Below are 26,031 nucleotides of genomic sequence, written 5' to 3' on the forward strand. Positions count from 1 at the left end.
CGCCCGCCGCCCCGCGTCGGCGTCCGGTCCGGAACGCGACGCTCAGGGCCGGGGCAGATCGATCCGCTCGGTCCGGTAGGCCCCGATCACCTCGATCCCCCTGGTCCCCGTGATGCCGTCCAGCGGCAGGGACTCGGTGTACGCGGCGGTGGCCGGGAGCCCGAAGCCGGACAGCGAACCGATCACCTCGATGCCCCAGTACTCCGGCTGGGCGATGAAGACCCGGGGCGACAGGCGGACCGTCATGTTCAGGTACGGCTTGGTGCCGCTGACGACGAGGATGAACGTGCCCGGGACGATCCCCGGGACGGCCTTCGCCTCGTCGAAGTCGATCAGGCGCACCGACTCCGACGCCGGCCGCTCCGCAAAGTTCTCCGCCATGGTGAGCCCTTCCGTCACCGCGATGCCCGCAGGCCTTCCGACGACGCAGGCTAGCTGACGGTCGATCACGAACCATGCCTGCCACACGCGCACGGCGGTGGTCCGGGCGCCCGACACCCGGGTGGCGGATCGGGCGGGGCGGCGCGCGCCGGATCCGGGCGGCCGCCCGGGGTGGCGGCCCCGGCTCAGAGGTCCTTGACCAGTCGGTAGCGGCCCGGGCCCCAGCGGTATCCGAGGGCCGAATTGACCGCGATCATCGGGCTGTTGCCCGCCTCGACCGCGGTGCGGGCGGTCCGCACGCGGTGCGCGGCGAGGCGGTGGGCGGCGAAGGTCTTGAGGGCGCGGGCCAGTCCGCGCCGCCGCCAGGGCCGCAGGACTCCGGTGTAGTCGATGTGGCAGGTGTGCGGGTCGTCGGTGGTGCGGGCGGTGCTCACGCCGACGACGCGTCCCGCGCACTCGGCGGTGAACACCCAGTCCGGGCGGCAGCCTTCGCCGGTCACCGCCTCGGCGTACCAGCGGTCGAAGTCGGGCAGTGCGTCGGCGAAGCCCGGGTTGTCCTGCAGGGTCTCGCGGTAGAGCCGGTAGAGCTGGAGGGCCGGCTGCGGGGCGGCGGTGGTGGCGAGCGTGCCGAACCGGATGCCGGGTGGTGGCGTGGCCGGACGGAGGGCGTCCAGCCGGGCCGTCGCGGTGCGGACGTGTGCGTCGACCCGGTGGCCGCGCGCGGTGAGCAGGCGGAGGAAGGCGGCGCCGCCGTCGGGCAGTTCGCCGAGCAGGCGGTGGGCGCCCGCGCCCCGGGCCCAGCCCTCCAGTGCGTCCGTCAGCGGCAGGAGCAGCTCGGGCGGCCGGCCCGCCGAGCCGACCACCAGCGAGGCGACGTCCCCGGGCGGGGTCCACGGCGCCCGCCAGGCGGTGGCGTAGGCGAGGAGCTCTCCGTCGGGGCCGGCGTCCACCAGCCGGATCCGGCCGAAGCCGGTGAGCGGCTTGCCGGGTGCGGCGTAGAGGCTTCCGTGCGGGGGCAGTTCGGCGTCCTGGGCGCGCAGCGCCGCCGGCGTGACCGGCCGCAGCTCGGTGGCGGCGAGCAGTCGGGCCAGCGGCGGGTAGTCGACGGAGGGCTGGAATGGACGGTGAGTCACAATGTGACATTGCACTAATGCCGCTTCGCACGCAAGCCCACCCGTGGAGGCGGCGGCGGGGCACCGGAGAGGCGGTGGCTGCTCCCGCTGTCCCGGTACGCCGGCCGCTCCGGCGCATCCGGCGATCCTGGGGCCGGCCGGGGCCTCCGCGTGCTGCGCCCGGGCCGCCCGCGGTGGGCCGGGCGCGTCGGGAGCTGTTCGGGCGGGTGAGGGGCGAGGGCGTGGCCGAGTGTCGAGCGGTGGGCGCCGGGCCGTTGTGATGAGCTGAGGACTGCCGTGCTTCCTGCCCTTCCCGCGCGGCAGCCGTTCCCGGTCCTCCTGAACCGCCCTCCTGAGGGGAGACGCTCGTGCGCAGTCGTGTCGGAGTCGGGTTGCTGGCCCTGCTCCTGGGATCCGGTGCCCTCACGGGCTGTTCGTCGGCTCCGGCGCCCGCCGCCACGTCGGCCGCCCCGACCTCGGCCGTCCCGGCGTCCGCGCCGTCCTCGGGCGCCGCGTCCGTGCCCTCCTCCTCGCCCGGCGCCGCTCCGTCGGTGTCCGTCCGGGCGACGGTCACCGAAGAGCTGGAGGCGCCCTGGGGCCTGGTGGTGCTGCCCGACGGCGACCTGCTGGTCTCCGAGCGGGACAGCGGCCGGATCCTCCGGGTCGCGGCGAAGGACGGCGCCCGCACCGAGGCCGGCACCGTCCCCGGGGTGGTCTCCGGCGGCGAGGGCGGGCTGCTGGGCCTCGCGCTGTCGCCCGGCTACGCCGACGACCACCTGGTGTACGCCTACCTCAGCACCGCCACGGACAACCGCATCGTCCGCCTGACGTACGACCCGGCGCGGCCCGCGACCGAGCAACTCGGCACCCCCGAAGTGCTTCTGACGGGCATTCCGCACGGACCCCGGCACAACGGCGGCCGGATCGCCTTCGGTCCCGACGGTCTGCTCTACGCGGGCACCGGCGACAGCAGCAACACCGCGCTCGCCCAGGACAAGGGCTCGCTCGGCGGCAAGATCCTGCGGCTCACCCCGGACGGTGCCCCCGCCCCCGGCAACCCCTTCCCCGGCTCGCCCGTGTACTCCTACGGCCACCGCAATGTGCAGGGGCTCACCTGGGATCCCCAAGGGCGGCTCTGGGCCTCGGAGTTCGGCCAGGACACCTGGGACGAGCTCAACCTGATCCGGGCCGGCGGCGACTACGGCTGGCCGGTGGTCGAGGGCACCGGGAACCGCCCCGGGTTCATCGACCCGGTGGCCGAGTGGCCCACCTCCGAGGCGTCCCCGAGCGGCATCGCCTACGCCGACGGCGCGATCTGGATCGCCGCGCTGCGCGGCACCCGGCTCTGGCGCGTCCCGCTCGACGGCGACCGGGCGGCCGGCGCCCCGCAGGCGTTCCTCACCGACGCCCACGGCCGCCTGCGCACCGTCGTCGCCGACCGGGACGGCACGCTGCTGCTGGTCACCAACAACACCGACGGGCGCGGGGACTCCCGCTCGGGCGACGACCGGATCCTGCGCGTCGGCATTTCGTAGGTCCGGCTGGTGGGGGGCCTTCGGCGGGGGCCCGCCGGCCTCCGGGGCGAATCGCTTCTTCCATGCCGGAGTTGGGCCGCCGCCGTCCCACAGGGCCGCGGCGGCCGCGCCGCATCGTCGCAGGTCGTTCACTCGTTCGATGGGTTTGGGAAGGCCCGCCCGCAGGAGCCGCCCCCCGGCGGACGCGTTGTCAGTGTGTCCCGTTACGTTCCTCCCATCGCAGACCAGCAGCTGGGAGGAGAGCGGCCGTGGCATGGGTGGAAGCGGGAACGGGCGGCTATCAAGTCGCGCTCGACGACGAGGGCAGGGTGGTGTGCCGCAACGCGGCCGGCCGCCCCTTGAAGGCCGTTCCGTCGAAGCTGAACGACGATCCGGTCGTCACCGGGCTCAAGCAGCTCACCGAGTGGCTCGCCGCGCACCGGCGGCGCTGCCTGGAGGACGTCGAGCGGTGGATGGTCCGCTCGCTGCCCGTGCCCGCCGCGGTCGTCGTCGCGGTCTGGCCCGACGAGGCCTGGCAGGAGGTCCTGCGCGACCTGGTGGTCACGGGAGCGGACGGCGAGGTGGCCGGGTTCCTGCGCGGCGCCGACGCCGAGCGCGGGCTCGGCCTGGTCGACCTCGACGGGGACACCGTGCGCCTGACCGCCGGTGAGATCCGGATACCCCACCCCGTCCTCCTGGAGGACTTGGACGAGCTGCGCGAGTTCGCCGTCGAGCTCGGGGTCTCCCAGCAGGTGCAGCAGCTGTACCGGGAGGTCTGGCACCGCCCGGCGGAGCCCGCCGCCGGCACCGAGGTGACGACCTACTCCGGTGGCCGCTACAAGGAGTTGCGCGAGCTGCTCGGCCGCTGCGCCCGGCTCGGCTACCGGGTGCGCGGCGGCCACGCCGTGCTGCCCGTCGTCGAGGGCGGCCTCGCCCTGGAGGCCCGCGTCTGGGTCGGGGACTACTACGAGTACGACGCGTGCGAGACCGGCGCGCTCAGCTGGGCCGGCCCGGACGGCAAGGTCCTGCCGCTGGCCGAGGTCGGGCCGGTCGCCTGGTCCGAGGGCATGCGGATGGCCGCCGCGCTGCACGCCGGCCGCACGATCGACGGGGAGGAGCCCGCATGAGCACCACCGAACTGCACGAGCGCCTGCTGGACGCCGGAGCGGTCCTGCCGGCGGGCACGCTGCCCGGCGCCGGGCAGCCCGACAGCGCCGCGGACGTCCTGACCGCCCGCAGCTACGCCCACCCCGCGCTCGACGGGCGCCGCGTCGTCCGGCTCGTCCCGGGCGCGCTCGGCCCGGCCGAGGACCTCGCGGTCGACTTCCTCGGCCTGAAGCCCGCCGGGGAGCCGGCCGAGGTCGGCCAGGTGCGCCAGGAGGCGCTGGGCTTCCCCGCCTGGGCACTGGTCCACGACCCGGCGAACGGCCACCACGCGCTCGCCCTGGTCAAGGAGATGGAGCGGCTCGCCCGCCAGGCCAAGTCCAAGCCCGGCCACGCCAAGGACGGCTTCGAGGAGCTCGCGGTGCGCCTCGGCCGCGCCGTGCCGCACTTCCTGCCGACCTACTGCGAGGAGGTCGGCCGGATCTTCGTCGAACAGGGCAACCAGAGCTACGCCGGCACCTTCTTCGGCAAGGCCCGCGAGGCCGAGCGCACCCACAGCCTCGCCGTGGACGAGGAGCGGCTGCGCGCCGTCTTCCTGGAGTTCGCGCTGGCCGGCGCGCTCACCGTCAAGGCGCTGCGCCAGTACGTCAAGGAGCTGAGCGGTCGGCTCGACCCGCTGACCGCCTGGCAGCGCTTCCGCCAGCTCTGCACCGAGCGCTCGGCCGCCGGCATGGCCCCCTACGCCGGGGTCGCCGAGGACGCCCGCGCCCTGATCCGGGCCGCCGGGCTGGACCGCGCCGAGCACGAGCAGGCCCTGCTCGCCGAGCTGCTCGCCTCACCCGCCGTCAACCGGGCCCCCGGCGCGTTCTGGAAGTCCTGGCACGGCGCCGTCGTCGAGCTCGGCCGGCGCGACGAGGGCGTCCGCGCCCGGCTGCTGGAGATCCTGCCCGACCCGGCCGGCGTCTCCGACCAGGGCGCCCAGGACGCCGCCTGGCTCGCCGTCCTCGCCGAGAGCGGCGCCGACCGGCTGCTGACCGGCCCGTCCGCCGGGGGTGCGGCCGGGCCGGGCCCCGACGGCCGGGGCCCCGACGGCCGGGGCCCCGACGGTCAGGACGCCCCGGGCGGTGCTGCCGAGCCGGCCGCCGTCTGGCTGCAGCGCTGGGTGGGCCACATCGGCCGGGGCTGGCGCAACCAGGGCCTCAGCACCGAGACCCTCGCCCTGGCCGCCAGGATGACCGAGCGGCTGCGCGCCGACGCCGTCCCGGTGGACCTCTTCACCGGAGTCCGGCGCAGCCCCACCCAGATCGAACTGCTGGACCTGCTGCTCGCCGAGGGCGTCCCGGTCGCCGACCCGGCCGACGGGCACAACCTCGGCCTCGACGACTGGGTCCGGGCCTCCGGCCCCGACGGCCGCACCCTCGCCGCCGTCGCCGCCGACCCGCGCTTCCGCCCCGCGCTGCGCGCCGCCGTACCCAACAGCTGGACGGCCGCCGCGCTCAAGCAGCTGCCCGCCCTCCCGGTGCTGCGCGAGCTGTTCGTCGAGTGGTCCGACGCCCGGGCCGACGACCTCCTCGCCGCGCGCGGCCTGGCGAGCGCCGCCGCCCTGGTCAAGGAGCTGCGCGGCAGCCGCACCGCGATCCGCACCGAGAACCCGGCCGCCGCCGAGCGGATCGCCGGCCTCGACGTCACCGGCCTGCTCGCCCGCACCCTGCGCGCCGGCATCCTCGACGAGCTCGGCTGGCCCGCGCTGGAGGAGGCGCTCGGCAGGCTGGGCATCGAGCCGGGTGCCGCCCCCGGCGGTCCGGCCGGCAAGGAGCTGCCCGAGGGCCTCGCCATCGAGGACGCCTGGCCCCAGCTGATCCTGGTCCACCTGGGCCGGGCGGTGGTGGTCGGCCCGCAGGGCATCCTGCTGGAGCACACCCTGCGCATCCCCGACAAGCTGGAGCACTGGCAGCGGCCCCGGCTGCGCTTCGTCGACGGCGAGCTGCTGGTGGCCTGGTACCGGGAGGGCAAGCAGCACGCCTACTGGTCCGGCCGCCCCGCCGAGACCTTCGAGCTCGGCGGCGAGGTCATCGTCCGCTACTACGGCGGCCGGGACGATCCGGACACCCCGTCCCTCCCGCTGCCCGGCGGCGGCCGCACCACCGGCGAGCGCCCGCTGCACGCCGGAGACACCCGGATGCCCGTCGAGTACCAGGTGATCGGCGACGGCACCGGCCACTGGACGGTCCGGCACGGCCAGTCCGGCGCCGTCCTCACCGAGCTGGACCCGGCCACCGGCACCCTGGGCCGCGCCGCCGAACCGCCCCGGATCGCCGCCACCGCGGCCGCCGGACGGCTCGACCTCGACCGCACCCGGCTGCTGCCGATGCAGCCCGGCCTGGAGGCCACCCCGCTCGGCACCGACGGCGCCGTGCTCGGCAGCTGGGTCCGGGTCGACGGACTGCGGGTCACCACCGGTACCGCCGACGGCTCCACCCTCGTCCTCGCCGGCCGGGGCCGGCACGCCGAGCAGTTCCCGGTCGGCCGGCTCGGCCTGCCCGGCGACGCCCACCCGCTGGTCGTCGAGGCGCGCGGCGGCGGCCTCACCCTCGCCCTGCCCGACGCCGACGGCACCGGCGGCGACACCACCACCGACCTCGGCAGCTGCCGGCCCGGTGGGCTGCAGGCCGCCGGTACCGCGCTCGTTCCCCCGCTCGTCCACTGGCACGCCCTGCGGCCGCGGGACGAAGCGGGCTCGCACGCCCTGCGCGGCCTGACCGACCAGCAGGCCGCCCGGCTGATCGACGCCGCCTGGCTGGTGGACGTCGAACCGGTCGCCGAGGCCGAGCAGCGCTGGCTCACCGTCCAGGGGGTGCGGCGGCTGCTCGCGGGCGGCAAGGCGGCCCGGCGCACGGTGCCGGTCGAGGCGGTCGGCGCCGTCCTGCCCGGCATCGACCACCCGCTGCTGCGGGCCGGCGTCGCCGGGCTCGCCCGGGCCGCCGCCGAGCTGCTCGACCGGGCCGCCCGCTTCGTCCCGCAGCCCGAGGCCGAGGCCCGCCCCAAGGCCGGCACCGCCCGGACGGGCGCCGCCCACCGGCCCGAGCACGGGCGCGACCAGGACCTGCGCGAGGCGGTGGAGGTCCTGCTGCCCGGCGTCGGGGGCTTCGGCCGCTCGTGGGAGCGCGACGAGCAGTGGCGGGTGCTCGGCAACCTGCGCACCGTCCTCGCCGTCCTCGCCGACCCGCCGGCGCCGCCGCAGGGAGCCGACGGCTGGTCCACCCCGCTCCAGGTCGAGCTGGAGGGGGACGACAACCACCACGGCTGGCTGCACGTCCTCGGGCAGCTCGGCACCCTCGCCTACGCCGCGGCCGCCCCGCTCACCGGCGCGGCCGAGCGGTCGGCGCTCGCCCTGCTGCTCACCGAGCTCACCCGCGGGCCGCTCGCCGACCGCGGCGCCACCCTGCGCGAGGTCACCCTCACCGAGCCGCTCGGTACCTTCGTCGATCCCGACGGCACCGAGCGCAAGCACGAGCCGCGGGCCGGCCAGGTCCTGCGGCACGGGGACCGCACCGTGGTCGTCCTCGGCTGCCGCCACCACCGCGACGACCGGGTGCACTGGCTCGCCGTCGACCACGACCCGAGCGGCGCCTTCGGGCCGGTCGCCCACTTCGGCACCGCCGGGGAGCGGAACACCGAGGAGGCCGTCACCGCCGACTGGACGGCGCGGTTCACCGCCCTGCTCGCCCTGCACGGCGGGTTCACCCGGGAGCCCGAACAGGCCGCCGCGTTCGGCGAGCTGACCGGAATCGGCGCCACCCGCGCCGCCCTGCTGCTCAGCCCCACGAGCACCCTCTTCCACTGGTACGGCAACGCGCTCCCCGCCGACCGGCTCAAGGAGTACGGCCTCAAGTCCGTCGAGGCCCGGGCCGCCCGTGACTGGCTGCGCGGTCGCGACCGGACGGGCCTGGCCGCCGTCTGGACCGCCCTCCTCCCCGCCGACCCCAAGACCCTCTGGGCCGACGGGCCGGACACCGCCGCCGGAGCCGAGCGGTGGACGGAGCGGTTCGGAAAGCTCGTCACCCTGCCCGAGGAGGCCCAGGCCACCGTCAGCGGCGTCGGGATCGACCACATCGAGGACGTCCTCAACCCCGCCCGGACGCCCTGGCTCAGCCGCACCACCGGCTACCGGGTGCGCGCCGACGAGGACGGCGGGCCGGTGCGCCTGCTCGCCGACGACCCGGACGCCCTGCCCGGCAACGCCGGCCTGAGCGGGGCCGTCGACGCCCTGCGCTGGCTCTCCTACCACCTGCCCGCCGACAGCCCGCTGCGCCCGCTGCTGCCGCAGGCCGTCGCCGCGCTGCGTGCCAGGCTCGCCGATCCGGGGCTGCTGCTGGGCTACGACCTGCACCGCACCGCGAAGAACGAGAAGCTGTCACCGCTGCTGCGCACCCGCCACGGCCTGCCGGCCGAGGGCGGTGCCGACGCCGACGGCCTGGTCCGCTGCGGGGACGCCCTCGTCCTCGCCCCCGGCTACGGCGACGACGAGCACGTCTGGCTGCGCCCGGCCGGGCTCACCGGCGGGGACGACCCGCTGCTGGAGCTGCTGGACGGGCTCTGCGCCGACTACTGGTTCAGCAGCCAGCGGCCCGCCCTGGCGGCGATCCTCGGCGGCGAGCTGGAGCGCCTGGTGGCGCCGGTCGAACTCGCTCCCGACGAGGCGCCGGCCGGTGCCGCCGGTGCCGGCGGGGTGGCCCGCTGGGCGCAGAACCCGCAGCTCAGCGCGGGCCCGCTGGTCGCCGAGGTGGCCGCCGCCCACGGCCTGGGCGCGGACGCCGCCGCGCTCTACCTCCAACTGCTCGCCCTGCCCGACCCGACGGACCGCAACGTCGCCCGCTGGACGGGCTGGAAGCCCGCCCGGCTGAAGCGGGCCCGGGCCGAACTCGCCGCCACCGACCTGGTACTGGAGGCCAAGCGGGCCCGCGCCGGCCGCAGCCTCTTCCTGCCCGGCGGCTGGCAGGAGGCCAAGGCCCCCGGCCTGCCCGCGGAGACCTGGAAGGCCGGTCTGTACGAACTGCCCACCCACCACGCCGTCCTGCCGCACCTGTCCGTCCCGGAGCTGTTCGCCCGGGCCTGGCAGCGGGTCGGCGACGGGGACGCCCCCGGTTACGAAGAGCTCCGCACCAGCAAGCGCAGGAAGGCCCGCCGATGAGCACCGCCGTGAAGGACCAGCCCGCCGACTCCACGGCCCGGCAGATCGTCCCGCCCGAGGAGAAGTACGCCGCCGAACTGGAGTTCCTGGCCGCCTACGACTCCGGGCCGCGCCCGCCCGGCTGGCGGCTCACCCCGCGCGCCGTGGTCACCTTCGTGATGGGCAGCGACGGCGAGAAGCTCAAGGCCGGGCGGAAGAGCCTGGCCGTCGAGCAGAAGTTCGTCGGCGAGCGGGCGCTGGTCGAGCGCTGCGTCGTGACCCTCGCCGGGGAGCGCGGCCTGCTGCTCGTCGGCGAGCCCGGCACCGCGAAGTCGATGCTCTCCGAGCTGCTCGCCGCCGCCGTCTGCGGCACCAGCGCGCTCACCGTCCAGGGCACCGCCGGCACCACCGAGGACCAGCTCAAGTACGGGTGGAACTACGCCCTGTTGCTGGCCAAGGGGCCCAGCCGGGAGGCCCTGGTGCCCTCGCCGGTGCTCACCGCGATGACCACCGGTGCGGTCGCCCGGGTCGAGGAGGTCACCCGCTGCCTGCCCGAGGTGCAGGACGCGCTGGTCTCGCTGCTCTCCGAACGGCGCATCGCGGTACCCGAGCTGGCGGGCAGCCCGGACGGCCAGCTGCACGCGGCGGCCGGCTTCACCCTGATCGCCACCGCCAACCTCCGGGACAAGGGCGTCAGCGAGATGTCCGCCGCCCTCAAGCGGCGGTTCAACTTCGAGACGGTCGGCCCGATCGGCAGCCTGGCCGCCGAGGTCGAGCTGGTCCGCCGCCAGTCCACCGCCGCCGTCGCCCGGGCCGGCGCCGCGTACGCGGTCGACGACGCGGTGCTGGAGGCACTCGTCACGGCCTTCCGGGACTTGCGCACCGGCCGCTCCACCGAGGGCTGGGACGTCGAGCGGCCGTCCACCGTGATGAGCACCGCCGAGGCGGTCTCGGTGGCCACCGCGCTGGGCGTCTCCGCCGCCTATCTGCCCGACGGCGGCGACCTCCTCGGGCGGCTGCCCGGCCAGCTGATCGGCGTGGTCCGCAAGGACGACCCGGCCGACGCCGCCCGGTTGCTCGGCTACTGGGACGGCCCGGTCCGTCGCCGTGCCGAACAGGGCGCCGGCACCTGGCGGATGCTCTGGGACCAGCGTTCGGCCCTGGAGGCGTGAGGCGATGACGAGGAGCAGCGCGGTGACGCCCGGCGATCCGACGCCGGGCGGGGCGGAGTCCGGCGGGTCTGCCGCCGGGGGAGCGGACGGACTCGGGGGGCCCGGCTCCACCGGTACGCCCGGCGACCACGGCGACCACGGCGACCCGCGTGGGGTGGTCGAGGCGGAGGCGGCTCGGCTGGCCGCCTCCGGGGCCGACCGGCCCGGGCCGTACCTGATCGGGGTGCGGCACCATGCGCCGTCGCTCAGCGCGGTGGTGCCCGCGCTGCTCGACGCGGCCCGGCCCGAGGTGGTGCTGGTCGAGCTGCCGACCGAGTTCCAGCCCTGGCTGGGCTGGTTGGCCGACGAGTCCACCGAGGCGCCGGTCGCCCTCGCCGCAGCCCCCGGCGAGTCCGGGGGCGGTGCGGGCGACGGCGGTGCGGGCGAGGGGGCCGCCGGGCTGGCCTTCTACCCGTTCGCCGACTTCTCCCCGGAGCTGGCCGCGCTGCGCTGGGCCCGCCGCAACGGCGTGCCCGCCCTCGCCTGCGACCTGCCGCTCGCCCGGCGGGCCGAGGCCCGCCGCCCGGCCGGGCACCCGGCGTCGGGCGGCCGCCCCGGCGTCGCCGACGCCCTGCGCCACCGGCTCACCGGGCGGGACGACGACGAGGACCTCTGGGACCGCCTGGTCGAGACCGCCGCCCCCGGCTCCACCCCGGAGGCCGTCCGCCGCGCCGCCCTGCTGGTCGGCTGGGCGATGCGCCGCGACGCGGCGGGGGCCGACGGCGTCGACCCGTACGACCTGCGGCGCGAGGCCTGGATGCGCTCGCGCATCCGGGCCGCCGCGGCCGGGGGGCGCCGGGTCGCCGCCGTCGTCGGGGCGTTCCACGCGCCCGCGCTGCTGGACGACGTGGCCGAGGCCGGCCTCGGCCCTGACGCCGGGGCGAGCGACGGGGACGGGGACGCGGCGGTGGACGGCGGCCACGTCGTCTCGCTGATCCCCTACACCTACCCGCTGCTCGACGCCCGCTCCGGCTACCCGGCGGGCATCCGCGACCCGGAGTGGCAGCACACGGTGCTCGACGCGGGCGGCGACCCGGACCGGCTGGCCGACGCGCTGACCGGTACCGCGGTGCGCATCTGCCAGGCGCTGCGCACCCAGGACCACCCCTCCGGCCCGGCCGACGCCCGCGAGATCGTCCGGCTCGCCGGAGACCTCGCCCGGTTGCGCGGGCTGGCCGCCCCGGGCCGGGGCGAGCTGGTCGAGGCCGTGCAGACGGTCCTCGCCCAGGGGGAGCCGCTCGGCCGGGGCCGGGCCGTCGCCCGCGCGCTGGAGCGGGTCCTGGTCGGCACCCGGACGGGCCGGGCCGCGCCCGGCGCCCCGCGCAGCGGCCTCGCGCCCGCCGTCGAGACGGCACTCGCCGAACTCGGCCTCCCCGGGCCGGGCGACACCGCCGAGGCCACCGCGCGCGAACTCCGGCTGGATCCGCTGCGTTCGGCCCTCGACCGCCGCCGCGACCTGCTCCTGCACCGCCTCGCCGTCTGCGGCGTCCCCTACGGCGAACCGGTGGCGGGTGTCGGTGCGGGCGGCACCGAGACGCTCGGCACCCGGTGGCGGGTGCAGTGGACCCCGACCGTCGCCGCCCTGCTGACGATCGCCGGCACCCGGGGCGTCACCCCGGTCCAGGCGGCCGAGGGCGCGTTGCGGGAGCGGCTGCGCCGCGAGCAGCAGGCCGACGGCCCGACCGCCCGCCAGGTGCTCCAGGGCCTTGCCGACGCGGCCGCCTGCGGTCTGCCCGCGCTCGCCGACACCCGCCTCGCCCAGCTCACCGCCGTCCTCCCGCAGGCCGGCACGCTCCCCGAACTCCTGGACGCCCTGGCCCTGTTGGACCGCCTCGCCGCCGGCCACATCCCCGGCCTGGCGCCCGGGGCCCGTCGGCCCGAGGCGGCCGGCGGGAGCGCGGAACGGGCGGACGGTCCGTCGGATCCCGCCCTGTCCGGCGGCGGCGAGGTTCTCGCGGCCCTGTCCGCGGGCCCGTCGACGGTCACCGGGGAGCACGGGCCGGGCGGGCAGCCCGCAGGGTGGCTCGCCGCGCTCGCGGCGGCGGGCGAGTCGCTGACCGAGGCGGCGGTGCGCCAACTGGAGGGGCTGGCCGGTTCGGACGACCCCGCCGACGCCCGGGCCCTGGTCGAGCTGGCCCGCCGGGCCGACCTGTCCGGCGGCGTGCGCCTCGGCCACACACTGACCGAACTCGCCGACGGCGGGAGCCCGTTGGTCCGGGGAGCGGCCGGGGCGGTACGGGTGCTGCTCGGGCAGGACGGCTCGACGGCGTTCGGCGGCCGTGCGGCCTCCTGGGTCGACGGGGCCACCGACGCCGGCACCCGGCATGCCCTCGGCCGTTCGCTGGTCGGCCTGCTGACGGCGGCCGAGGGGCTCTTCGCCACCGCCCCCGAGGTGCTCGAACCGGTGCTGGAGCGGGTCACCGCCCTGCCCGACACCGCCTTCCTGGACCGGCTGCCCGCGCTGCGCGGCGGCTTCGACACCCTGGCGCCGGCCGCCCGCGACCGGCTGCTGACCCTGGTCGAGGAACGCCTCGGCAGTCGCCTGCACGCCCTGCCGGACACCGTCGCGCCCGCGCTGCTCGCCGACTGGGCCCGCGCGGACCTCGCCGCCCGCGCCGCCCTGGACCGGCGCGGCCTGCTCCCGGAGCCGCTCGCCGGGCCATTCGCCGGGCCAATCGCCGGGCCGGTCGCCGGGCCGGTCGCCGGGCCGCCCGGACCGACGGCCGTACCGGAGCAGGTCGCCGCTCCCGCCGACCCCGTTCCCGCAGACCCCGACCCCGCTCCCGCCGAGCCCGACCCCGTGACGCACGCGCTCGCACCCGCCGAACGCTGGCGGCTGCTGCTCGGCCGGCCGGGCAACGGCGGCTTCGCCGGGCGGGGCGCCCGGTTCGCCACCGCGCTCGACGAGCTGTACGGCACCGGGCACGGCGAGGGCTCCGGCCCCGGCCTGGACGGCCGGGGCGGAGCGGGCGGCAACCGGGGCGGCCGCGAGGCGCCCTACCCGGGCGTGCGCGAGTGGTCCGAGGAGCTGACCGCGCTGTTCGGCCCGGGCGTCCGCGAGGAGGTGCTCGCCGCCGCCGTGGCCCAGGGCCGGACGGACGCGCTGGACGCGATCGACCCGGGCGCCGTCCGCCCGTCCGTCGACCTGCTCCGCACCGTGCTGGAGCACGCCGGCGGCCTGCCCGAGGCGCGGATCGCCGGGCTGCGCCCGCTGGTGCGCCGTCTGGTGGACGAGCTCACCCGGGAGCTGGCGACCAGGCTCCGCCCGGCGCTCACCGGAATCAGCGTGCCGCGCCCGAGCCGGCGGCCCGGCGGCGGGCTGGACCTCGACCGGACGATCCGGGCCAATCTCGCCACCGCCCGCCCGGCCGCCCCGGGGGAGCCGGGCACCGGGACGGTGATCGTCCCCGAGCGTCCGGTCTTCCGGACCAGGGCCCGTCAGGCGGCCGACTGGCGGCTGATCCTGGTGGTGGACGTCTCCGGGTCGATGGAGTCGTCCACGGTCTGGGCGGCGCTGACCGCCTCGATCCTGGCCGGGGTGCCGTCGCTGAGCACCCACTTCGTCGCCTTCTCCACCGAGGTCGTCGATCTGACCGAGCGGGTGGAGGATCCGCTGGGCCTGCTCCTGGAGGTCCGGATCGGCGGTGGCACCCACATCGCCACCGGGCTGAAGTACGCCCGGGAGCTGGTGACGGTGCCTTCCCGGACGCTGGTCGCGGTGATCAGCGACTTCGAGGAGGGCGGCCCGATCGGCGGGCTGCTGACGCAGACCCGCGCGCTGGTCGACTCCGGCTGCCACCTGCTCGGCTGCGCCGCGCTGGACGACACCGGGACGGCGCGTTACTCGAAGGCGGTCGCGGGCCAACTGGTCGCGGCCGGGATGCCCGTGGCGGCGCTGAGCCCGCTCGAACTGGCCCGCTGGGTGGGGGAGAAGGTCCGATGACAGAGCAGCAGAGCGCACCGGCCGGCGTGGCCTGGCCGGCCGTCCGGCCGGAGGTGGTCGCCGAGGTGGTGGCGGGCCTGTCGGCCCGCCTGCAGAAGCGGCTGGACGGCGCGGCCGCCAAGCTGGCGGAGCGCCCGGTGCAGCGGTCCGGCGACGACTGGCGGATCGAGGTGGACGAGGAGACGGCGCTCGTTCTGCACGCGCCGGGCGGGGTGGTCCGGAGCCAGGCCGACGTCCGCTGCGGCTGCCTGCTGGCGCCGGCCTGCGTGCACCGGGCGGCGGCGGTCACGGTCTGCCGGCTCGCCGATGCGGACACCGAACCGGAGCCGGCGGCGGACCCGGTCCCGGTACCGGGTGACGGCACACCCGAGACGGGTACCGCCGCGGGCCCGGACGCCGACCCCGGCACCGCCCCGGACACCGCCCCCGAGGCCGGCTCCGGCGGCCCGCTCACTCCGGGCGAGCTGGCCGCCGCCCGCCACCTGCACCGCGCCGCGGCGGCCGCCCTGGCGGCGGGGGTGGGCGGCGCCGGCGCCGTGCTCCAGGCGGAGCTGCTGCGCGCCGCCCACCGGGCCCGGCTCGCCGGGCTCCACCGGCCGGCCGCGGCGGCGGTCGCGGTGGTGACCCAGGTCCGTGCGGCCCGCTCGGGCGAGCCGGACCACCGGCTCGCCGCCCTGGTCGCCGGCCTGCGCGAGCTGCTCGACCTGACCACGGGGCTGACCGCCGGGCGCGGTGACCTCGCCGCGCTGCGGGGCACCGCCCGACAGGCCTACCGCGAGGCGGGCGGGCTGCGGCTGTACGGGCTGTTCGCCGAACCGGTCCTGACCGCCACCCATGCCGGTGTGCTCACCTGGGCGGTGGACGCCACCGGCCGGCTGAGCACCGTCGCGGAGGTCATGCCGCACGCCGACCCGACGACCGCCGCCCCGCAGGCGGTCGGGGCCGGGAACCGGGCGGTCCGGCTGGGTGACGCGCTGCTCAGCCATCGCGAGTTCACCCGGGCCGGGCTGGCCGTCCAGGGAGCGACGCGGTCCGCCACCGGCCGGCTCGGCGCGGGTGGCTCGGTCCGGGCGGTCCGGGCCTCCGGCGCGGCGTGGACGGCGGAGCCGGTCGCCGGGCTCTGGGCGGAGCCCCCGGCCGCCCAGGTGGCGCGGGCCCTGGCTGCGGCGGCGCTGTCGTACGAGACCCGGCCGGCCGGGAGCGACCTGCTGTTCCTGGACGTCACACTGCTCGGTGCCGCCCCGTACGGGCCGGTCGGAGCGCCGCAGCTGCTCGCCGACTGCGCGGGGCTGGTGGTCGCCCTGCGCACGGCACACGAGCACCCCGGGCTGGCCTACCGGGGGAACCTGGCGCTGCTCGCCACCGCGCCGGGCCTGCGGCTGCGGGTGATCGGCCGGCTGGAGCGGGCCGAGCGCCCGGAGCTGCGGCTGCTCGCGGTGGGCGCACCGCCCACCGGACCGGAGCCGGGGGAGCCGGCGCTCGCCCTGCCCGCCGACCGGGCGGCGCGGGTCAACCTGGGCCTGGAGCGGTTGCAGACCGCCGATCTCACCCTCGCCACCGCCACCGGTCCGGCCGTCCCGGACGCCGAGGCCCACCCGGGCACCCCGGCAGGCCTGGCCCTCCCGGACACCCCGGAGGCCGCGGGTGCCCAGGCCGGCCAGGACGGGCCCGCTGCTCCGGTCCACCTGCTGGCCCGCCGGGTCGAGCAGGCGGTGACCGGAGGGCGGCAGGGGCTCGCACTCGGCGCGGGCCGGGTGGACACCGGCCGGGCGGAGCTGCGTGCGGCCGGCCTGACCACCGGGGCCGCCCTGCTGGAGGCGCTCGGGACGGCGGCGGCGAACCACCCCCGGGACGTGTTCGGCCGGGTCGTGGCGGACGACCACGCCGCGTTCACCACCGCGTGGCTGGCGGCGGCCTGCTACGGAGAGGAGCTGGCCTCGGCGCTCTGCGCGGGTGGCTGGCAACGGCGGGATCAGGTCAAGGCTGGGTCATAAGAAAGTATTTGCACAGGCAGGTAAAACGCGTCGAATGGCATACTGGAGGGACGGGAAAACGTTCGACCGGTCGTAACACCGCCGACCAGGGCCGGACAAGCGACCGACCGGTCTGCCGACCGGTCACGGGGTCCGGTCCGGGGCCGAGCCCGAGTTCGCACACGAGCTCGGGCCGGGGTCCGGGCCGGGACAGAGAAGAGAAGGGCGAGCCATGGGTATCCACGACGATGCCGCCGAGATCCGTGCCTCCGGCTGGCGTACGCTCGCCGCTCTGCACGGTCTGATCGACGCCGCGCTGGAGAAGGCGCTCCAGAGCGAGCACCAGCTCTCGGTGGTCGAGTACACCGTGCTGGACGCACTCTCGCGGCAGGACGGCTGGCACATGCGGATGCAGCAGCTGGCCCGGGCGGCGGCCCTCAGCAGCAGCGCGACCACCCGCCTGGTGACGCGCCTGGAGGACCGCGGCCTGCTCAGCCGTTTCCTCTGCGTGGACGACCGGCGCGGCATCTACACGGAGCTGACCCCGCAGGGCCGCCAACTGCTCCAGGCCGCCCGACCGGTGCACGACGCCACCCTGGAGGCGACGCTGGCGAAGGCCACCGGGACGCCGGAGCTGGCGCCGCTGGTCCGGGCCCTGGAGGAGCTCAAGCTCACTCCGGCGGCCCCGGCCACCCCGGTCGCCGCCACGGTTCCGGCCGCCGTCTGACCCCGGCCGCTTCCCCGGCCCCGGCCACCGTGCGGGCCCAGGCCACCGTCCGGGCCCAGGCCACCCGGCAGGCCCGGGCCCGCCCGGCCACCGTCCCGGCCCTCACCGTCGACCGGCGAGGGCCTCCCGGTGGACGCGGTCGAGCAGCACGAGCAGCAGCTCCTTGCTGGAGCTCCGCTCCCGGACGTCGCAGAGGACGACCGGGACGGCGGGATCGAGGTCAAGGGCCCGGCGGACGTCCTCGGGGGTGCAGTCGCGCCGCCCGTGGAAGCAGTTGACGCCGACGGCGAACGGGATCCCGCGCTGCTCGAAGAAGTCCACGGCGGCGAAGCTGGCTTCGAGCCGCCGGGTGTCGGCCAGCACGATCGCGCCGAGTGCGCCCAGCGCCAGGTCGTCCCACATGAACCAGAACCGGAACTGGCCGGGCGTGCCGAAGAGATAGAGCACCAGGTCCTCGCGGACGGTGATCCGGCCGAAGTCCATCGCGACGGTGGTGGCGGCCTTGTCCCGGACGCCGTCGAGGCTGTCGACCCCGATGCTGGCGCGGGTCATCCGTTCCTCGGTCTGCAGCGGCTCGATCTCGCTCACCGAGCCGACCATGGTCGTCTTACCGACGCCGAAGCCGCCGGCGACGAGGATCTTGACCGCGCCCGGCACCAGAGTCTTGATCGTCAATTCGGGTCTCCTGGAGGGGAACTGGAAGCGCTCGTGCGAGGCGGTGGGTCCGGGTGGGGCCCGGTGGTGCGCGGGCGGGCCGACCGGTCAGAGCCGGCGGACGCCCTCGATCACGGCCTGGATCAGTGCGACGTCCGGTGCTTCGGCGAGCTGGACGGGCGACCGGGTGAGGATCAGCCGGGCCTGCGACAGATCGTCCAGCAGCACCTTGACGACGCTCACCGGCAGGTCCAGGCCGGCCGCGATCTCGGCGACGGCCAGCGGGCGTTCCCGGCAGAGGTCGATGATCGCGGCCGGCTCGGGCGGGAGCCGGGTGGTGTCCGTGCGCGGGTCGGCCGTGACCACCAGGGTGATCAGTGCGAAACCGTCACGGACCGGGCCGGTGCGACCGTTGGTGATGGCGTAGGGGCGGACCAGATGGCCGGCCTCCTTGTCGAAGAACCAGACCTCCTCGGCGCCGGCGGTCACGCACCGCCGCCCGCGTCGACCTGGCCGGCATCGCCGCGCGGCGCCGCGGAAAGGTACTGGCCGACCTGCTTGACCAGCATGTTGATCTCGTAGGCCATCAGCCCCGCGTCGACCAGCTCGCTGGTCAGCACGGCGAGCCGGGCGCCCTGGCCGGCGTTGGCCACGAAGAGGAACAGCTGGTCCATCTCGATCACCGTCTGCCGGACCCGCCCGCCGTTGAAGCGGTGCCCGGCGCCTCGGGCGAGGCTCTGCAGTCCGGAGGCGACGGCGGAGAGGTGCTCGGCGTCGGCCCGCTCCAGGCCCCGGGAGAGGCCGAGCAGCAGGCCGTCCTCGGAGAGGACGACGGCGTGCCGGGTCTCCGGGACCCGCGCCACCAGCTGGTCCAGCAGCCAGTTGAGGTCGCGCTGAGCGTCGGGGTGCTGCGTCATCACTGCTGTTCCTTGGTTGCGGGGGTTGCGGGAGGGGTGGCCGGGGCGTCCGGGTCGGGGTCGGCCGCGCGGGCGGTCCGGGTGGCGCGCTGGATGGCGGCCATCGTGGTGCGGGAGCGCTCCGCCGCCTGGTCCTCGGCGGTCGAGGGGCCTCCGGCCGCAGCGGCCGCCGAGCCGGACACCTGCGGCATCATGGCGGCGGGCGCGTGTGCGGCCCGCAACTGTTCGGCGAGACTGGCGTTGCGCACCCGCTGCGGGAGGACGCGCGGGGTGCGCGGCCCACCGTCCGGGCCGTGGCCCGACCGGACGTCCTCGACGCGCTCGTGGGCGGGCGTTCCGGGGTCGGCCGGGTGGCTCTCCATCCCGCTGCCCCACACCTCGCCCCGCGGGCCCCCGGACGGGGCCCCGTCGGACCGTCGGCCTCCGGGTGTGCCCCCGAGGAGGGCACCGCCCCCGAGGACGGCACCGTCGCCCGGAACACCGCCGCCCGGAACACCATCGCCCGGAACACCATCGCCCGCGAACCCGGTCGCGGGCTCGTCCGCCGGGCTGTCGTACCGCCGGGGCAGGGCGGACCGGGGGACCACCACCGCGTCGGGCAGTCCGGGGATCGGCGAGCCGACCGGCGGGCCGCAGGCGGCCGGGCCGTCGTCACCCCGGTCCCCGCCCGCCCAGTACGGGGGCGGCCGTTCCCCGAGGTCCGCCCAGCCGTCGTTCTCCCCGACGCCGCGTCCCGTACCGGCCGCACCGGCTGCACCTCCCGTACCGGCCGGCGCCGACCGGGCATCGACCACCCCGGGCACCGCGGCGGCCGCCGTCGACGAAGCCGCAGACGCCGCCGACGGAGCCGGGTCCGACACGGCGTCGGTCGGCCCGCCGAGGACCCCGGTGAGCGCACCCGAGGACTCCCCGCCGTCCCCGCCGTCCCCGTCCGGTCCGCCGTCCCCGCCGTCCAGGGGTCGGTCGAGCCGGTCCGTCTCCGCCGCCACCGCCGCCACCTCCGCCACCGGCGTCCGGGTCACCCGGGCGCCGGACGGCAGGCCGGCCACGGACGGCGCCTGCTCCGCCTGCTCCAGCAGCGCCGACGGCACCAGCACCACGGCCCGCGTCCCGCCGTAGGGGGAGGACCGCAGCGTGACCTGGATGCGGTGCCGGGTGGCCAGCCTGGCCACCACGAAGAGTCCGAGCCGCAGGTCGTCGCCGAGCGCGGAGACGTCCAGCTCGGGCGGGTTCGCCAGGTACGCGTTGAGCCGCTCGTACTCCTCCGTGCCCATCCCGAGGCCGCGGTCCTCGACCTCGACGGCCAGACCCCTGGGGACCTCCTGCGCGGAGACCTGCACCTTGGTGTAGGGCGGCGAGAACGTGGTGCCGTTCTCGATCAGTTCGGCGATCAGGTGGATGACGTCGGCGACGGCCTGCCCGCCGAGCGAGGTGCGCGGGACCCCCTGGACGACCACCCGGGAGTAGTTCTCCGTCTCCGAGACGGCGCTGCGCAGCACGTTGACGATCGGTACCGCATTGCGCCAGCGCCGGGCGGGCAGTGCGCCGCCGAGGATGACCAGGTTCTCGGCGTTGCGCCGCATCCGGGTCGCGAGGTGGTCGACGGCGAACAGCTCGCGCAGCAGCTCGGGATCCTCGTGCTCGCGCTCCAGCGCGTCCAGCATGCTGATCTGCCGGTGGAGCAGGATCTGGGTGCGGCGGGCGATGTTGAGGAAGACCTTCTTCGTTCCCTCGCGGCCCTGGGCCTGGTGCACGATGGCGGTGAGCGAGGCGGTGCGGACGGCGGCGAGGCCCTCGGCGGTCTGCTGGAGTTCGTCACCGAGGCGTCGGGAGGGGGTCCAGGCGGGCGGCGGCGGGACGGACTCGCCGGCCCTGAGCCGGCCGACCACCTGGGGGATCTCGTGCTGGGCGAGCGAGAGGGTGTCGACCCGCAGGCCGAGGAGCCGGGCGGACACCGTCCGGGCCAGCCGGACTCCGCGGGCCAGGCTCCAGAGCAGGACGACGGCGACCGCCGCGCTGACGGCGACCAGGGCGATCCGGTGCCCGGAGCCGCGCAGCAGGTAGGCGGCGTAGCCCCAGGTGGCGGCGAGGCCGAGGCAGGGGACCAGCACGAGAGCGAGGAGAGAGCGGCGGAGCGAGCCGGACCGGCCGGCGCGGTGGCCCGTGCGCGGGGCCGGTATGCCTGGCATCTGATTCCTTGGTGCAGGGCCAACGGCGGGTCCACCCGTGTGCGGTCCGACCGGGGACTCGGAGCGCCACGGCCGGCGGTGCCCGGAGGGGGCACGGACGAGGTGACGTGGTGTCACCGTCCGAGCGGGTGCAGCACGGCCGCCGACTGCAGGCACGCTATCAGCCCCAGGAGGCCCTATCGCAATATCAACTGACGATATGTAAGCGGATGGTGACACGGTTTCTGGCCGGTCGGCCGACCGTCGGGCGGTGGATCACCGCTGGTCAGGTGGGTGGCCCCGGCCGTCGGCGGCTTCCCGGGAGCCTGAGGGGAGGCCTCCGGAAAGCCGTCAGGAACAGGTCAAGTACGGGAAGTCCGAGGAGCGCCGGCGCCGGGCGTGGGCCGGTACCGGGCGGCTCGGTCCTTCCGAGCGGTGGTTCAGCCCGCCAGGGGCATGTGCAGCAGGGCGGCACCGGCCGCGCGCGCGGCGTCGGCCTCCAGTCGGGCCTCCCGCTGGGCGAGTTCGGTCCAGGCCCAGCTGGTGAGGTCGGACAGCTCGGCCGACCACTGCTTGCCGTAGGTGCCCGAGGCCACCTGGCCGAGCCGCAGCCGCTGGACGTCCGAGGTGCCGGCCGGCGGGTAGATGTGGGTGGCGTCCCGCAGGTAGCGCTCGATGTGGAACTCGGCCTGCAGGCCCCGGGCGGCGTGGATCTCCATCGCGTTCCGTGCGGAGTCCAGTGCGTACTCGGTGTTGATCAGCTTGGCGTTCATCAGCTCGGCGTCGCAGGGCCGACCGTGGTCCAGCTGGTGCGAGGCGTGGTACGCGGCCAGCTTGGCGGTCATCAGCCGGGACTGCATCTCGCCCAACTTGAGAGCGATGTTGGGCAGTTGGGAGAGCGGCTTGCCGTACAGCGTCCGCCCCTCGGCGAACCGCACGGTGTCCTCCACGATCGCCGTGTGGATGCCGAGTGCGACGGCGGCCAGGTTCAGCCGGCCGTAGAGGGTCGAGGAGGAGTAGGCGACGTCCAGGCCCTGGCTCTCCTCGCCCACCCGGTTGGCGGCCGGGACGCGGCAGCCCTCGAAGATGATCTCGCCGAAGCTGAAGCCGTGCAGCCCGCTCTGCGAGCCGAGGCTGCCGGTGCGAAAGCCCGGGCGGTCGCCCTCGACCAGGAAGGCGGACAGGCCCCTGCTGCCCTCGCCGGTGCGCAGCACCACCCCGTGCACGTCGGCGATGTGGGAGTTGCCGACGAACCACTTGCGGCCGTCGAGCACGTACTCGTCGCCCTCGCGTCGTGCGGTGCCGGTCATGCCGAGCACATGGCCGCCCGAGTCCGGCTCGGTGACGGCGATCGTCGGCAGCACCTCGCCGGAGGCGAACCGGGGTAGCCAGTACCGGCGTTGGGTGTCGGATCCGAAGTGGATGACCTTGGCGACACCGAGCTGGGAGGCCTGCGCCATCGCGCCCATCGCGCCGCTGACCCGGGCCAGTTCCTCGATGATGACCGTCTTCGCGAGGTGCCCGAGCCCGAGCCCGCCGAACGCCCGCGGGATGGTGGCGCCGATCCAGCCGCGGTGGGCGATCTCGCGGGACAGCTCGACCTCGACCGTGCGGTCGGCCTCCATTCTGGCCACCTGCGGGCGCACTTCCTTCTCCGCGAACTCACGCACCTCCGCGCGGAGGCTCTCGTGTCGTTCGTCGGTGAAGTAGTCCATCGCCATGCTGGGTCCTCTCGATTCCGGGGTGGTCGTGCCTCCGTCCGTGCAGCCGATCCGCTCCGGCCGCCCAAGGGTGGGGGAATGATGAGGTGGCGGCCGGTTGCCCCGATGCAGCCGGTGCGCGCGGAAGTGCGAGGCGGGATCCTGACGGACACCGTCCGCATTTTCGGCAGGGCTCATTGTCGTATGGCGATCCGGACCTCTCCAGAGTCGATCTTGGATTGGCGCGAACGGATCGCCCGGGAACGGGGCAGGATTGAAAGGCTCCGGAACGGGGGATTGATCATTCCCCCGTTTGCCACCCGGCCGAACGGTCGTCCACGTGCAGGTTTGACTGTCCATCAGCAACAGAACCCGAGTGGGCCGGGAGCGCGGATCGCGCCGGACGTCTGATTACATGTGCGCCATGACTGATGTGATGAGCACTCAAGGCCAGTTCCCGGGTGCCGCCGGTGAGTCCGAGCGGACCCGCAGGCTGCGCAGCCTGGGTCTCAACGAACCCACCGTGGACGAGGCCTTCGACCGCTTCGCTCACCTGGCCGCCAGCATCACCCGCGCCCCCATCGCGATGGTCAACTTCATCAACGACGAGCGGCAGATGTTCCGGGGGCTCTTCATTCCGCCAAACTCCGTCGAGGCCCCGGGCGAGATCGGGCCCTCCTGGGCCGACCGGGGCATCGCCTTCGATCTCCCCACCCGGGAGATGCCGCTGAGCCACGGCTTCTGCCCGCACGTGGTCGCCCAGCGCTCCCCGCTGGCGCTCGACGACATCCTCGCCTACCCCCGGTTCTCCGGGAACCCGGTCGTCGACGAGCTGGGGGTGCGCGCCTACCTCGGCGCCCCGCTGGTCGACGACACCAACACCGTCATCGGCACCGTCTGCGTCCTCGACCGTGAACCCCGCCAGTGGGGCCGCGAGCGGCTGCGCGACATCCAGCACCTCGCCGAGGCACTGCTCTCCGAGATCCGGTTGCGCGACCACCTGGTCGCCCAGCAGCAGGAGATGTTCGCGGCCTTCGACGGCTCGCCGTTCCCGATCATGCTCACCCATGGTCCCGACCAGGAGATCCGCTACGTCAACCCCCGGCACGCCGAGGTCTTCGGCGCGGCGGTGGCGTACGGCCCGATCGGCCAGGGCTACCCGCAGCTCGCCGCGGCCGGGCTGCAGCAGGTGGTCGCCGAGGCCTACCACACCGGTCGGGCCACCGTCCTGAACGACGTCCGTTTCCAGTCCACCCGGCCGGACGCCCAGCGGATCCACCAGATCTTCAGCTTCACCTGCACCCCGCAGCGGGCCGCGCGCACCGGCCAGGTGAGCGGTGTCCTCGTCGTCGGCATGGACGTCACCGCGCAGTCCCGCACCGAGGAGGAGCTGGGCACGCTGGCCGCGCTGCTGGTCGACCGGCTCCAGCAGAGCGGTGCCACCACCGGCCGCCATGGCCTCGGCGCCGGGGAGACCGGACTGGTCCTCCCCGGCTGATCCCCGTACCCACCCTCCCGTCCCCCACCGCCACGAACACGGCCATCGCCACGACCACGACCTCTTCGGCTGCTGTACGCACCGCCTCCGCCGCCGGCCCGGCCCGGCCGGGACCGACGCCACGTCCACCGACCCCGCCACCGTGGTGGGGCGCCTCTCACCCCCGAGGAGAGGCTCCCCGCCACGGTGCCCTCCGGGAGCCGCCCGCAGCCGTCGCCCCGGCTCTCGCCCCGGCTCTCGCCGCAACGCGCTGCCACCCGCTGCCCCCCGCCCGGCCGCCGCGCGGGTGAACCGGCCGCCCCCGCACCCGGGACGGGCGCCGCGCGACGGCCGCCGGTGGTAGGCATGGGCCGCATGGAGTGGTTCGCCGGCTGGTTCGCCGCACCGGAGTACGGGCTGAGCCGGGTCCTCGTGCAACGGCTGCTGGCCGCCGTCTACCTGACCGGATTCGTGGCCGCCGCCGCCCAGTTCCGGGCCCTGATCGGCGCCGAGGGCATGCTGCCGGTCCCCAGCCTCACCGCACGGGTGCCGTTCCGCCGGGCGCCGAGCCTCTTCCACCTCCACTACAGCGACCGCTTCTTCGCCGCCGTGGCCGGGACCGGCGCCGTGCTCTCCGCCGCCCTGGCCGCCGGCCTCGGCGACGCCGTCCCGCTCTGGGCGTCGATGCTGCTGTGGGCGGTGCTCTGGGTGTTCTACCTGTCGATCGTCAACGTCGGCCAGACCTGGTACTCCTTCGGCTGGGAGTCCCTGCTGCTGGAGGCCGGCTTCCTCGCCGCCTTCCTGGGCAACGAGGACGTCGCCCCGCCGCTCCCGGTGCTCTGGCTGATGCGCTGGCTGGTCTTCCGGGTCGAGTTCGGCGCCGGGCTGATCAAACTGCGCGGCGACCGCTGCTGGCGCGACCTGACCTGTCTGCGCTACCACCACGAGACCCAGCCGATGCCCGGACCGCTCAGCTGGTTCTTCCACCACCTGCCCGCGCCGCTGCACCGGGTCGAGGCCGCCGCCAACCACGTCACCCAGCTCGTGGTGCCGGTCGGCCTCTTCCTCCCGCAGCCGGTCGCCACCTACGCCGCCGCCGTGGTCGTGCTGACCCAGCTCTGGCTGGTCGCCTCCGGCAACTTCGCCTGGCTGAACTGGCTCACCATCACCCTCGCCCTCGCCGCCGTCGACCCGGCCCGGCTCGGCCTGCCCGTCCACCCGCGGGCCTACGACGGCACGCCCGGCTGGTTCGAAGGCGTGGTGACGGCGCTGACCGTCGCCGTCGCCGGGCTCAGTTACTGGCCGGTCCGGAACATGGTCTCCCGTGAACAGGTGATGAACCGATCCTTCAACCGGCTCCACCTGGTCAACACCTACGGCGCCTTCGGCAGCGTCAACCGGATCCGCCACGAGGTGGTGATCGAGGGCACCGACGAGCCCACCGTCACCCGGCAGACCGTCTGGCACGAGTACGGGTTCAAGGGCAAACCCGGCGACGTGCGCCGCCTTCCGCGCCAGTACGCCCCCTACCATCTGCGGCTGGACTGGATGATGTGGTTCGCCGCCATCTCGCCCGCGTACGCCCGGCCCTGGTTCCTGCCGTTCGTCGCCCGGTTGCTGGCGAACGACCCGGTCACGCTGCGGCTGCTGCGCCACAACCCCTTCCCGGACGCCCCGCCGACCCACGTCCGGGCGACGCTCCACCGCTACCGCTTCACCGACTGGCGCGAACTGCGGGCCACCGGCGCGTGGTGGCACCGGACCGCGCTGCACGAGTACCTCGCGCCGGTCAGCCTTGACACCCTCACTCGTTCCGGTTACCGGCCGCCGCTCGGCCGGCGGAGCCGTTCGGTACCCCTGGACGGGCTGCGGCGCCGACCCGGTCACCCGCCCGGCCCCGCGCCGCACCACCCGCCCGGCCCTCCCGAGTAGCGGCCGGGCGGGCGGTGTGGCACGCCACACCGGGCCGTCGGGCGGTGG

At 76.0% G+C, this 26,031-nt stretch carries 16 protein-coding genes; 9 read left to right on the forward strand and 7 right to left on the reverse strand.

Going from position 1 to position 26,031, the window contains the following annotated elements; translation table 11 throughout:
- Window positions 1-42: 42 nt before the first annotated feature.
- Both ACWDRR_RS15210 and ACWDRR_RS15215 read right to left on the reverse strand, forming a co-directional pair.
- Entirely contained in the window at window positions 43-381 is a 339-nt protein-coding gene (locus ACWDRR_RS15210) for a hypothetical protein (RefSeq protein ID WP_449772633.1), read from the reverse strand.
- A 185-nt stretch (window positions 382-566) separates the two neighbouring features.
- Window positions 567-1,514: a GNAT family N-acetyltransferase gene (locus tag ACWDRR_RS15215; protein WP_449772634.1), complete on the reverse strand. Its 948-nt coding sequence runs from the start codon at window positions 1,512-1,514 to the stop codon at window positions 567-569.
- 347 nt (window positions 1,515-1,861) lie between these two features.
- Between ACWDRR_RS15215 and ACWDRR_RS15220 the strand changes: the two genes are divergently transcribed.
- From ACWDRR_RS15220 to ACWDRR_RS15250, 7 genes are all read left to right on the forward strand, one after another.
- Entirely contained in the window at window positions 1,862-3,028 is a 1,167-nt protein-coding gene (locus ACWDRR_RS15220) for a PQQ-dependent sugar dehydrogenase (RefSeq protein ID WP_449772635.1), read from the forward strand.
- A 248-nt stretch (window positions 3,029-3,276) separates the two neighbouring features.
- The gene (locus ACWDRR_RS15225; RefSeq protein WP_449772636.1) at window positions 3,277-4,134 is read left to right on the forward strand and encodes a DUF4132 domain-containing protein; all 858 of its coding nucleotides are present in this window, start codon (window positions 3,277-3,279) and stop codon (window positions 4,132-4,134) included.
- Complete coding sequence (locus tag ACWDRR_RS15230) at window positions 4,131-9,302, forward strand: hypothetical protein (protein WP_449772637.1); 5,172 nt, start codon at window positions 4,131-4,133, stop codon at window positions 9,300-9,302. The genes ACWDRR_RS15225 and ACWDRR_RS15230 overlap by 4 nt, the downstream gene beginning before the upstream one ends.
- Window positions 9,299-10,453 (forward strand): ATP-binding protein, encoded by a 1,155-nt coding sequence (locus ACWDRR_RS15235; RefSeq protein ID WP_449772638.1) that lies wholly within the window; start codon window positions 9,299-9,301, stop codon window positions 10,451-10,453. Before ACWDRR_RS15230 ends, ACWDRR_RS15235 begins: the two co-directional genes overlap by 4 nt.
- A gap of 4 nt (window positions 10,454-10,457) precedes the next feature.
- Window positions 10,458-14,435 carry a vWA domain-containing protein gene (locus tag ACWDRR_RS15240; protein WP_449772639.1) on the forward strand — a complete coding sequence of 1,326 codons (3,978 nt, stop codon included), beginning with the start codon at window positions 10,458-10,460 and terminating at the stop codon, window positions 14,433-14,435.
- Complete coding sequence (locus ACWDRR_RS15245; RefSeq protein ID WP_449772640.1) at window positions 14,432-16,429, forward strand: hypothetical protein; 1,998 nt, start codon at window positions 14,432-14,434, stop codon at window positions 16,427-16,429. Before ACWDRR_RS15240 ends, ACWDRR_RS15245 begins: the two co-directional genes overlap by 4 nt.
- A gap of 211 nt (window positions 16,430-16,640) precedes the next feature.
- Window positions 16,641-17,135, forward strand: a complete 495-nt coding sequence (locus ACWDRR_RS15250; protein WP_449772641.1) for a MarR family winged helix-turn-helix transcriptional regulator — start codon at window positions 16,641-16,643, stop codon at window positions 17,133-17,135.
- 102 nt (window positions 17,136-17,237) lie between these two features.
- Here ACWDRR_RS15250 and ACWDRR_RS15255 read toward each other — a convergent pair whose 3' ends face one another.
- The 5 genes from ACWDRR_RS15255 to ACWDRR_RS15275 all read right to left on the reverse strand — a co-directional run bounded on the left by ACWDRR_RS15255 (window position 17,238) and on the right by ACWDRR_RS15275 (window position 22,589).
- Entirely contained in the window at window positions 17,238-17,810 is a 573-nt protein-coding gene (locus tag ACWDRR_RS15255) for a GTP-binding protein (protein ID WP_449772642.1), read from the reverse strand.
- Between the two features lie 87 nt (window positions 17,811-17,897).
- Window positions 17,898-18,278: a DUF742 domain-containing protein gene (locus ACWDRR_RS15260; protein ID WP_449772643.1), complete on the reverse strand. Its 381-nt coding sequence runs from the start codon at window positions 18,276-18,278 to the stop codon at window positions 17,898-17,900.
- Window positions 18,275-18,706, reverse strand: coding sequence for a roadblock/LC7 domain-containing protein (locus ACWDRR_RS15265; protein WP_449772644.1), 432 nt, complete (start codon window positions 18,704-18,706; stop codon window positions 18,275-18,277). The genes ACWDRR_RS15260 and ACWDRR_RS15265 overlap by 4 nt, the downstream gene beginning before the upstream one ends.
- Window positions 18,706-20,895 (reverse strand): sensor histidine kinase, encoded by a 2,190-nt coding sequence (locus ACWDRR_RS15270; RefSeq protein ID WP_449772645.1) that lies wholly within the window; start codon window positions 20,893-20,895, stop codon window positions 18,706-18,708. Before ACWDRR_RS15270 ends, ACWDRR_RS15265 begins: the two co-directional genes overlap by 1 nt.
- A gap of 419 nt (window positions 20,896-21,314) precedes the next feature.
- Window positions 21,315-22,589, reverse strand: a complete 1,275-nt coding sequence (locus ACWDRR_RS15275) for an acyl-CoA dehydrogenase family protein (RefSeq protein ID WP_449772700.1) — start codon at window positions 22,587-22,589, stop codon at window positions 21,315-21,317.
- Window positions 22,590-22,998: 409 nt separating this feature from the next.
- Here ACWDRR_RS15275 and ACWDRR_RS15280 point away from each other — a divergent pair, with 409 nt between their 5' ends.
- The gene (locus tag ACWDRR_RS15280) at window positions 22,999-24,072 is read left to right on the forward strand and encodes a GAF domain-containing protein (RefSeq protein ID WP_449772646.1); all 1,074 of its coding nucleotides are present in this window, start codon (window positions 22,999-23,001) and stop codon (window positions 24,070-24,072) included.
- A gap of 345 nt (window positions 24,073-24,417) precedes the next feature.
- The gene (locus tag ACWDRR_RS15285; RefSeq protein WP_449772647.1) at window positions 24,418-25,983 is read left to right on the forward strand and encodes a lipase maturation factor family protein; all 1,566 of its coding nucleotides are present in this window, start codon (window positions 24,418-24,420) and stop codon (window positions 25,981-25,983) included.
- Window positions 25,984-26,031: the final 48 nt, after the last annotated feature.

It is taken from the genome of Kitasatospora sp. NPDC003701, from assembly GCF_053587085.1.